Annotated in this window: 10 protein-coding genes; 3 read left to right on the top strand and 7 right to left on the bottom strand. The window is 70.9% G+C overall.

Going from position 1 to position 8,302, the window contains the following annotated elements; genetic code table 11:
• Positions 1–408: 408 nt before the first annotated feature.
• Positions 409–819 (bottom strand): twin-arginine translocase TatA/TatE family subunit, encoded by a 411-nt coding sequence (locus AAD496_RS14120; RefSeq protein ID WP_349829487.1) that lies wholly within the window; start codon positions 817–819, stop codon positions 409–411.
• 109 nt (positions 820–928) lie between these two features.
• On the opposite strand from AAD496_RS14120, the gene AAD496_RS14115 reads away from it, so the two are divergent.
• The gene (locus AAD496_RS14115) at positions 929–1,285 is read left to right on the top strand and encodes an MGMT family protein (protein WP_349829486.1); all 357 of its coding nucleotides are present in this window, start codon (positions 929–931) and stop codon (positions 1,283–1,285) included.
• On the top strand, positions 1,282–1,926 hold the full coding sequence (locus tag AAD496_RS14110; RefSeq protein ID WP_349829484.1) for an O-methyltransferase: 645 nt from the start codon (positions 1,282–1,284) through the stop codon (positions 1,924–1,926). Before AAD496_RS14115 ends, AAD496_RS14110 begins: the two co-directional genes overlap by 4 nt.
• Before the next feature lie 217 nt (positions 1,927–2,143).
• Here AAD496_RS14110 and AAD496_RS14105 read toward each other — a convergent pair whose 3' ends face one another.
• The 6 genes from AAD496_RS14105 to dapE all read right to left on the bottom strand — a co-directional run bounded on the left by AAD496_RS14105 (position 2,144) and on the right by dapE (position 7,157).
• Complete coding sequence (locus tag AAD496_RS14105) at positions 2,144–2,314, bottom strand: DUF3117 domain-containing protein (protein WP_349829483.1); 171 nt, start codon at positions 2,312–2,314, stop codon at positions 2,144–2,146.
• 253 nt (positions 2,315–2,567) lie between these two features.
• The gene (locus AAD496_RS14100) at positions 2,568–3,821 is read right to left on the bottom strand and encodes a hypothetical protein (protein ID WP_349829481.1); all 1,254 of its coding nucleotides are present in this window, start codon (positions 3,819–3,821) and stop codon (positions 2,568–2,570) included.
• Positions 3,818–4,186 (bottom strand): hypothetical protein, encoded by a 369-nt coding sequence (locus AAD496_RS14095; RefSeq protein ID WP_349829480.1) that lies wholly within the window; start codon positions 4,184–4,186, stop codon positions 3,818–3,820. Before AAD496_RS14095 ends, AAD496_RS14100 begins: the two co-directional genes overlap by 4 nt.
• Before the next feature lie 72 nt (positions 4,187–4,258).
• On the bottom strand, positions 4,259–5,161 hold the full coding sequence (gene folP, locus AAD496_RS14090) for a dihydropteroate synthase (RefSeq protein ID WP_349829479.1): 903 nt from the start codon (positions 5,159–5,161) through the stop codon (positions 4,259–4,261).
• Entirely contained in the window at positions 5,158–5,988 is an 831-nt protein-coding gene (locus tag AAD496_RS14085; protein ID WP_349829488.1) for an LOG family protein, read from the bottom strand. The genes folP and AAD496_RS14085 overlap by 4 nt, the downstream gene beginning before the upstream one ends.
• An 11-nt stretch (positions 5,989–5,999) precedes the next feature.
• Positions 6,000–7,157, bottom strand: a complete 1,158-nt coding sequence (dapE, locus tag AAD496_RS14080; protein ID WP_349829478.1) for a succinyl-diaminopimelate desuccinylase — start codon at positions 7,155–7,157, stop codon at positions 6,000–6,002.
• A gap of 48 nt (positions 7,158–7,205) precedes the next feature.
• Between dapE and dapD the strand changes: the two genes are divergently transcribed.
• Positions 7,206–8,150, top strand: coding sequence for a 2,3,4,5-tetrahydropyridine-2,6-dicarboxylate N-succinyltransferase (gene dapD / locus AAD496_RS14075; RefSeq protein WP_349829477.1), 945 nt, complete (start codon positions 7,206–7,208; stop codon positions 8,148–8,150).
• Positions 8,151–8,302: the final 152 nt, after the last annotated feature.

The raw sequence follows: 8,302 nt of genomic DNA, 5'->3' as shown, positions 1-8,302 counted from the left end.
GCCGCCACTCTCGTGACCCCGATCCAGCGGTACCAGGAGCAGGCGAGCCGCCGGGACGCCACCCGCCCGGCCCCCTTCGACCCCGACGCGACCTGAGCGGGGGCCGTCTCCTTCCGCACCTCACCCGAGATCACGGACTCCCGCGCAGATCACGGGTTCCGTTCCACGGCATCTGCACCGAACTCCGTGATTCCGAACCGGGCCAGGCTGTCGAATACGAAATCACGGCCGTGTGTCGTTCTCACGGTGTTCCACCACCGTGAGAACGACACACGGCCGTGATTTCGTATTCGACAGCCTGGCCCGGTTCGGAATCACGGAGTTCGGTGCAGATGCCGTGGAACGGAACCCGTGATCTGCGCGGGAGTCCGTGATCTCGGGTGAGGTGCGGAAGGAGACGGCCCCCGCTCAGGTCGCGTCGGGGTCGAAGGGGGCCGGGCGGGTGGCGTCCCGGCGGCTCGCCTGCTCCTGGTACCGCTGGATCGGGGTCACGAGAGTGGCGGCGGTGGCTCCGCCGGCGGCCTGGGCACGGGTCGTGCCCCCACGGGCCGCGCGCGTGGCGGTCTCCTCCTCCTGGAGGGCCTCCCGCACGATGCGTCGGGGGTCGTACTGGCGCGGGTCGAGCTTCTGCCAGTCGACGTCCTCGAAGTCCTCGCCGAAGTCCTTCTTCACACTCTCCTTGGCCTCGTCGGCCCGCCGCTTGAGGGCGCGCACGAGGTCCCTGAGCTGTTGTGCGTACTCCGGGAGACGCTGTGGTCCGATGACGACGAGCACCACGACGAGAAGGACGATCATCTCCGAGCCGTTGATGCCGAACATGTTCACGGATTCTACCGCCCTGCCCTCCGCCCCGCGTCCACCCGGACCACCCCACCCCGCGGCCACCACCTGCACCGACATGGGAGACCCCTGTGTCAGAATCACCCCCATGGACGATCTGCGTGCCGAGCTCGTGCTGCGGGCCGCCGAGTGCGTGCCCGCGGGCCGTGTGGCGCCCTACGGCATGCTCGCCCGGGTGACCGGCACGCACGCCCGGTTCGTCGGCCGTGTGATGGCGACCTACGGCTCCGGGGTCCCGTGGTGGCGGGTGACGAACGCCCGCGGTGAACTCCCCGCCCCGATCGCGGCCCGGGCCCGGACACACTGGGAGGACGAGGCCATCCCGCTGCACGGGGACGGAGTGGCACTGCGCCGCGTCCTCGCCGACGAGGACGCCCTGGTGGGTGCCTGGGAGGCCGCGGTCGCGGATCTGGTCGAGGAAGAGGAAGGTGAACAGGCGGTATGAGGAACAGGGACTTCGGCGCACTGGCACGCTACGCGGACCGGTGGAACCCGGAGAGCGACGAACTCGTCGCCTCCCGCCAGATCGCCGCCGAGTACGAGGTCGAGCCGACGGCACCGACGACGGCCCGGACCTACACCTTCCTCACCCGCCTACGACAGCCGGCCTCCGTCATCGAGGTCGGCACCGGGACCGGTACCGGCACCCTCGCCCTCATGGCCGGGATGCCCCGGATGGGCGTCCTCACCTCCGTCGACACCGAGGCGGACCGCCAGTCCGTGGCCCGTGAACTCCTCGACGTCGCCGGAGTCGGACGGCACCGGGTCCGGATGATCACCGGCCGGGGCGAGGACGTCCTCTCCCGCCTGGCCGCCGGCGGGTACGACATGGTCGTCCTCGACGCCGACCCGACCTCCTACGACCGACTGCTGCCACTCGCCGCCGACCGGCTGTCCGCCGGGGGTCTCCTCGTCATCGACCGCGCACTCGGCGGCGGCGCCGTCACCGAACCGACGGACCGTGAACCACGCACCCGGGCTCTGCGCGACATGCTCTCCCGCGCCCGGGACCGGGTGGACCTCCACGAACTCCTGCTCCCCGTCGACGACGGCCTCCTCGTCCTGTCCAAGGGTGACGCGCACTGAGCCCGACGCCGCCCCGGCAGTGCCCGACGCCGCCCGGACCCCGGCACCCCACCTCTCCTGAAGGCCACCACTTCTGAAGACCCGACGCCGCCGGAACGCACTGCGGGCCCCGGACGAAGGATCGTCCGGGGCCCGCAGTGCGTGAGGGGATCGAAGAAGCGTAAAGGAGTGGGGACTCAGCCCTCGGTGGGGTGCCGGGGTGTGGGCGGCGTCGAAATCAGCCTTCGACGGCTGCCTGCAGCACGTCGCGCAGTTCGGTGGCCTCGTCCGGGCTCACCTCGATGACCAGGCGACCGCCGCCCTCGACGGGAAGTCGGAGTACCAGGCCGCGACCTTCCTTGGTCACTTCCATCGGTCCGTCGCCGGTGCGCGGTTTCTGTGCAGCCATGAAGTCATCCTTCCGGTGTCCGTGGCCCGGGGGATCGTCCCCGGAAGCCCTACCGTGTCCATTATCCACTATTTCCGCTCCGGCATGTAAACCAGACCACATCCGCGCGCCGTGTCGTGATGGACCCGGCATCAATCAGGCGGGCCCGCGGGTGGAGACGGGTATCTCGGCAAGGCGGACGAGCGAAGGAGTACGTGGGGTTGGTACTTCGAGCGAGGACAACGCTGCCGAGGTGCCCGTATCCGCCCGCGGATCACGGTGGGAGGTCGGAGGGTGGGGTGAAATGCCACAGATATCCGACCCACACGATCTGGAGGAACACGCAGGCGACGAGCACACAGGCCCGGTGCATCCAGGACCGGGACCACGCGAGGGTGAGCGCGAGCGGGAACAGCGGCAGCAGAAGGCGCAGGGTCGAGGTCTGCGGGAAGAAGAAGAGCAGGATGTAGATCATGTACGCCAGGCAGAAGTGCTGGAGCGTGCGCCCCATCTGCCGACCCGCCGGTGAGTACACGAGCACGAGCATGAGGGCCACCACCGCGAACAGCAGCACCGGTCCCCACCCGCCCACGAGGGAGTTGGCCTGCTGGAACCACTGGACGACCACCCGTCCGTGGCCCCCGCTCCAGGCCGCCTCGGTCCGCGTGTAGGCGGTGATGTCACCGGTCCGCAGCCAGGCGTGGGCCGGGTGGACGAGGGCGGCCGCACAACTGAGCACACCGAGGGTCCAGGACCGCACGACCTCCCCGGCCGGATAGGGCACCACCCGCCGCCGCCGGATCCGGTCGATCAGGTGGATGAGCATGAAGAACGCGAAGGCCACCCCGATCGGCCGCGAGAGGTCCATGAGGAACACGACGGGTATCGCCAGGAGGTACCGCCGCTGCACGACGAGCAGGAGGGCGGCGGCCTGGAGGAGGAGGGTGAGCGCCTCGGCGTAGCCGGTCGAGAGGACGGCGGCGGCCGGGAAGACGAACACGAAGGCGAGCCCCGTCACCGCACGTCCTTCGGTGGTGTGCCGCCGGAACAGGTGGAGGATCAGCACCGCGGCGCAGGCCCCGCACACCATCGAGACGACCGGGGCCAGGTACCAGTAGTCAATCCGGGTGGCCCAGGCGAGCGCGCGGACGATCCACGGGAAGAGCGGGTAGAACGCCCACTGGTTCTGCTGCACGGCGCCGGACTCGTCGGTCGGCAGGACGTCCGGGTACCCCTCGACGGCGATCGTGCGGTACCAGTCGGCGTCCCAGAACATGAGGAAGTCCGCGAGCGTCGTCGCCTGCCCGTCGCGGGTCCACAGGACCGCGACCTGGCGGCGGACGACGGCGGCGAAGATCGCCAGACTCACGAGGCGGGAGGCCGCGAAGACGAGCACCGCCTGGAGCCACACGGGCAGTGCGAGGAACCGCTGCGTCAGGTCCCCGACGCGGGACCGGGAGAACAGCGTGGACAGGAGGACGGGCGCGCCGTCGTACCCGGACGGCGGGGTCGGGACCGGTCCCGTCACCGTCCGGTCCCCGGTGCCTCACCCACGTCCGCGCCCGAGGCGCCCTGCCCGGACTCCCCGGACGTGGCCGGGGCATCCTCGCGGGCCTCGTACTCCGCGAGCCGGGCCGCGAGCACCGTGATCACCCGGTCGACGTCCTCGGCCCGGTACCCGCGCAAGGCCGGTGGGAAGCGCAGTCCGTCGAGATCGGTCGACCGCACGTCCGCCGGCAGCGTGGTCCGCCGGAGGTCGTCCCCGGGGTCCGTGGCGACCTCGTCGAAGCGGTCGGTGAGTGGGGACGCATCGAACAGTCCCCAGGCAGCGGCGACGACGACGGCCATGACGAAGACCGCCGCGCACACCCCGAGTACGAGCCAGACAGACATGGGGTCATGTTCTCACAGCGGCAGGGGCACACATCGTCAGGGCCACACCCTCGACCCTGCGGGGCCGGACCCTCAGCGCAGGCCGCGGACGGACCGGCGGGGATCCCGGAGTCCGCGCACGGCGAGCACCATGTCGATGGTCTGCACCGACGCCGCCGTGTCGTGGGCCCGCACGAGCGCGACACCGGCGTCGATCGCCAGGGCCGTCGCGGCGACGGTCCCGGCCAGCCGGTCCGCGGGGTCGGCCGCTCCGGTGGCCTCCCCGACGAAGTCCTTCCGCGAGATCGCGAGCAACACCCCGTGCGGACCGGCACACAGGTCCGCCAGCCCGTCGACGACGGCGAGCGACTGCCGGGTGTTCTTGCCGAAGTCCGGGGTCGGGTCGACGATGATCCGGTCGTCGGGCACGCCTGCGGCCCGTGCCCGATCGACGAGCATGTCGAGGCCCGCGCGCACGGCGTCCCGGACGTCCGTGGACACCTGTCCGTAGGAGTTCCGGTGGGCGTCCGTCCGCGGCGGCAGTCCCCCGGTGTGCGAGCACACGAGGGCGACACCGTGGGCTCCGGCGACGCGGGCGAGATCGGGATCGGCACCGGCCCACGTGTCGTTGAGCAGACCGGCGCCGGCGGCGGCCACGGCCTCCCCGACCTCCGCCCGCCAGGTGTCGACACTCACGACGAGGTCGGGGACACGGTCTGCCAGTGCCGTGACGACAGGCCGGACGAGGTCGATCTCCTCGGCCACGGACACCTCCGGTCCGCGTCCGGCGCGGACTCCCCCGATGTCGACGACCGCGGCACCCGCCTCGTGGGCGGTTAGTGCGGCCTCGACGGCCCGCTCGGTCGAGTCGCTGGAGACGTAGAAGGAGTCCGTCGAACGGTTGATGACGGCCATGACGCCGGGATCGCCCGGCCCGAAGGTCGCCGTTCCACCCCCGACCGTCGGCAGCACGGTGGTGGTCCGGGCCTCCCTCACGCCCGGGCCTCCGCGGGTTCCTCGCCCGGACGGGGTTCCGGCGTGAGGTCGCCTGCGGGCAGGGGTTCCGAAGGTCCCGTCCCGGACCGGACGTGGGCGACGGTTTCCTCGACGGAGTCGGTCACGTGGAACAGGTCGAGGTCACCGGCGGAGATCGTGCCGCGGGCCAGCAGGGTGTCCCGGATCCAGTCGACCAGGCCACCCCAGAACGCGGTGCCGACGAGGACGACGGGGAACCGGGTGATCTTGCCGGTCTGGACCATCGTGAGGGCCTCGAAGAGTTCGTCGAGCGTGCCGAACCCGCCGGGTAGGACGACGAATCCCTGGCTGTACTTGAGGAACATGGTCTTGCGGACGAAGAAGTACCGGAAGTTGATGCCGAGGTCCACGTAGTCGTTGAGGCCCGTCTCGAAGGGCAGTTCGATCCCGAGCCCGACGGAGACCCCCTCCGACTCCGTGGCGCCGCGGTTCCCGGCCTCCATGATCCCGGGACCACCGCCGGTGATGACGGTGTAGCCCGCCTCGACGAGACCGACGGCGATCCGCCGGGCCGTCTCGTACTCCTCACTGCCCTCCTGCAGGCGGGCGGACCCGAAGACGGAGACCGCGGGACCGAGTTCGGCGAGCGAGCCGAACCCCTCGACGAACTCCGACTGGATGCGCAGGACCCGCCAGGGGTCCTCGTGGACCCAGGCCGTCGACCCGCGGGTGTCGAGCAGGCGCTGGTCGGTGGTCGTCGTGGGTACGAGCGACCGCCGCAGCGTCACCGGACCCTTCTGGTAGGTGTCCTGCTGGGGAGCGTCCTGTGCGCCCGCCTCGTCCGCCATGCGTTCGCCCGTCATGCGTGCTCCTCCTCGTTCCGGTGCTCCTGCACCGAGACCCCTGGCACCGGCACTCCCGGCTCCAGGTACGCCGCGAGTGCCGCGACGGAAGCGTGGACCTGGTCCGCGGGCACGTGTTCGTCGGCCTTGTGGGCGAACAGCGGATCACCCGGGCCGAAGTTCACCGCGGGGATGCCGAGGGCGGAGAACCGCGCGACGTCCGTCCACCCGAGTTTCGGCGCGGGGTCGGCCCCGACGGCCTGCACGAAGGCCCGGGCCGCCGGGCGGTCGAGCCCGGGCCTGGCGCCCTCGGAGGCATCGGTGACGACGACCTCGTGGCCTGCGAAGAACTCCCGCAGCCACGCCTCGGCGCTCGCGACGGTCTTGTCGGGGGCGAACCGGTAGTTCACGGTGACGGTGCAGGCGTCGGGGACGACATTACCGGCCACTCCCCCGTCGATCCCGACCGCCGACAGGGACTCCCGGTAGTCCAGCCCGTCGACGGTGACGGTCGCCGGGGCGAAGTCCGCAAGCTCCTGCAGGACGGCACCGGCCTTGTGGATCGCGTTGTCGCCCATGAAGGCACGGGCCGAGTGGGCACGGACACCGTGCAGCCGGACCTCGACGCGGATGGTGCCGTTGCACCCGCCCTCGATCCCCGCATTGCTCGGCTCCCCGAGGATCGCCAGGTCGCCCGTGATCCAGTCCGGATGGTTCCGGGTGACCCGGCCCAACCCGTTGAGGGAGGCGTCGACCTCCTCGTGGTCGTAGAAGACCCACGTGACGTCCCGGACCGGGTCCCGCAGCGCTGCGGCGACCGCCAACTGCATGGCAACACCGGCCTTCATGTCGCAGGCACCCCGGGCGTGGATCACCTCGACCCCGTCGACGACCGACCGGGAGTGCGGCACGTTGTCCTCGATCGGCACGGTGTCGAGGTGCCCGGCCACCACCACCCGCTCCCCCCGTCCCAGCCGGGTCGCGGCGACGATCGTGTCACCGTCCCGCCGGATGTCGAGCGCGGGGCCGGCACCTGCGGAGACGTGCGCCAGCGTCGCCTCGACCGCGTCGGCGAGTGCCGCTTCCTCCCCGGAGACCGAGGGGATGTCGCAGAGGGCGGCCACGAGGTCGACGGGGGACCCGAGGGATTCGATGAGGGAGTGTGACGAGCTCATGTCCCCACCCTATCCAGCCGCGAACCCGCCACGGATAGTCTTGGACCCATGACAACTCGATTCGTCTCCGCAACCGGACTCGCCACCGTCCACGGTGAGCAGACCCTCGCCGTCTGGTACCCTGCCCCCGTCCTCGCGAACACCGCCGAGGCCGCCGCCACGCAGGCCGCAGCCGCCTTCGACCGCACCGCTCTCGCGGCGCTCGTCGCCACCGACGAGGCCCGCGGCACCCACACCGAGGTCGTCGACCTCACGATCGACCTCGACGCCGCCCCGGAGTCCGTGGCCGACGTCTACCTGCGCCTCCACGCGCTCTCCTACCGACTCGCCCGCCCCAACGAGCTGAACCTCGACGGCATCTTCTCCCACCTCGTCACCGTCGTGTGGACCTCGCAGGGCGCCTGCGCCGTCGAGGGCTTCGAGGCCACCCGCGCGAAGCTCCTGGCCCGCGGAGCGGTGGCCGTGTACGGCCTCGACAAGTTCCCCCGCATGACCGACTTCGTCACCCCCTCCGGCGTGCGCATCGGCGACGCCGACCGCGTGCGCCTGGGCGCCCACCTCGCCGAGGGCACCGTCGTCATGCACGAGGGCTTCGTGAACTTCAACGCCGGCACGCTCGGCACCGCGATGGTCGAGGGCCGTATCTCCCAGGGTGTCGTCGTCGGCGCCGGGTCCGACATCGGTGGTGGCGCCTCCATCATGGGCACGCTGTCCGGCGGTAACAGCCACCGCATCAGCATCGGCTCGGGCACGCTGCTCGGCGCCAACTCCGGTGTGGGCATCTCGATCGGCGACGACAGCATCGTCGAGGCGGGCCTCTACGTCACCGCCGGCACGCCCGTCTCCCTCGTCGACGAGGGCGGGAAGGTCGTCAAGGCCAAGGAGCTCGACGGCGCCTCGAACGTCCTGCTGCGCCGCAACGGCGCCACCGGCGTCGTCGAGGCGGTCTCCCGCACGGGTTCGGCCATCAAGCTCAACGACGCATTGCACTGAGTCCCCCCAACGCGCACGAGGCGCCCTGCACTTCTTGGGTTCTAACGGTCGTTGCAACACTCTCCATCCGAGAGGTTGCAACGACCGTGCCGTATTCACCTTCCCAACGCCTCCACCTGACACAGCAACTCAAAGAACTCGTCGACACGAAG

This window comes from Brevibacterium litoralis (genome assembly GCF_040212315.1).
Classification (GTDB): domain Bacteria; phylum Actinomycetota; class Actinomycetes; order Actinomycetales; family Brevibacteriaceae; genus Brevibacterium; species Brevibacterium litoralis.
Note: the sequence above shows the minus strand (reverse complement) of the source record. Positions and strands in the feature narration are given on the sequence as shown.

What these genes read in the sequence shown, in the direction of transcription:
- AAD496_RS14085 (WP_349829488.1), bottom strand. Translation starts at nt 5,988, where the DNA reads ATGGCGGACGAGGCGGGCGCACAGGACGCTCCCCAGCAGGACACCTAC.
- AAD496_RS14095 (WP_349829480.1), bottom strand. Translation starts at nt 4,186, where the DNA reads ATGTCTGTCTGGCTCGTACTCGGGGTGTGCGCGGCGGTCTTCGTCATG.
- AAD496_RS14105 (WP_349829483.1), bottom strand. Translation starts at nt 2,314, where the DNA reads ATGGCTGCACAGAAACCGCGCACCGGCGACGGACCGATGGAAGTGACC.
- AAD496_RS14110 (WP_349829484.1), top strand. Translation starts at nt 1,282, where the DNA reads ATGAGGAACAGGGACTTCGGCGCACTGGCACGCTACGCGGACCGGTGG.
- AAD496_RS14115 (WP_349829486.1), top strand. Translation starts at nt 929, where the DNA reads ATGGACGATCTGCGTGCCGAGCTCGTGCTGCGGGCCGCCGAGTGCGTG.
- AAD496_RS14120 (WP_349829487.1), bottom strand. Translation starts at nt 819, where the DNA reads ATGTTCGGCATCAACGGCTCGGAGATGATCGTCCTTCTCGTCGTGGTG.
- dapE (WP_349829478.1), bottom strand. Translation starts at nt 7,157, where the DNA reads ATGAGCTCGTCACACTCCCTCATCGAATCCCTCGGGTCCCCCGTCGAC.
- dapD (WP_349829477.1), top strand. Translation starts at nt 7,206, where the DNA reads ATGACAACTCGATTCGTCTCCGCAACCGGACTCGCCACCGTCCACGGT.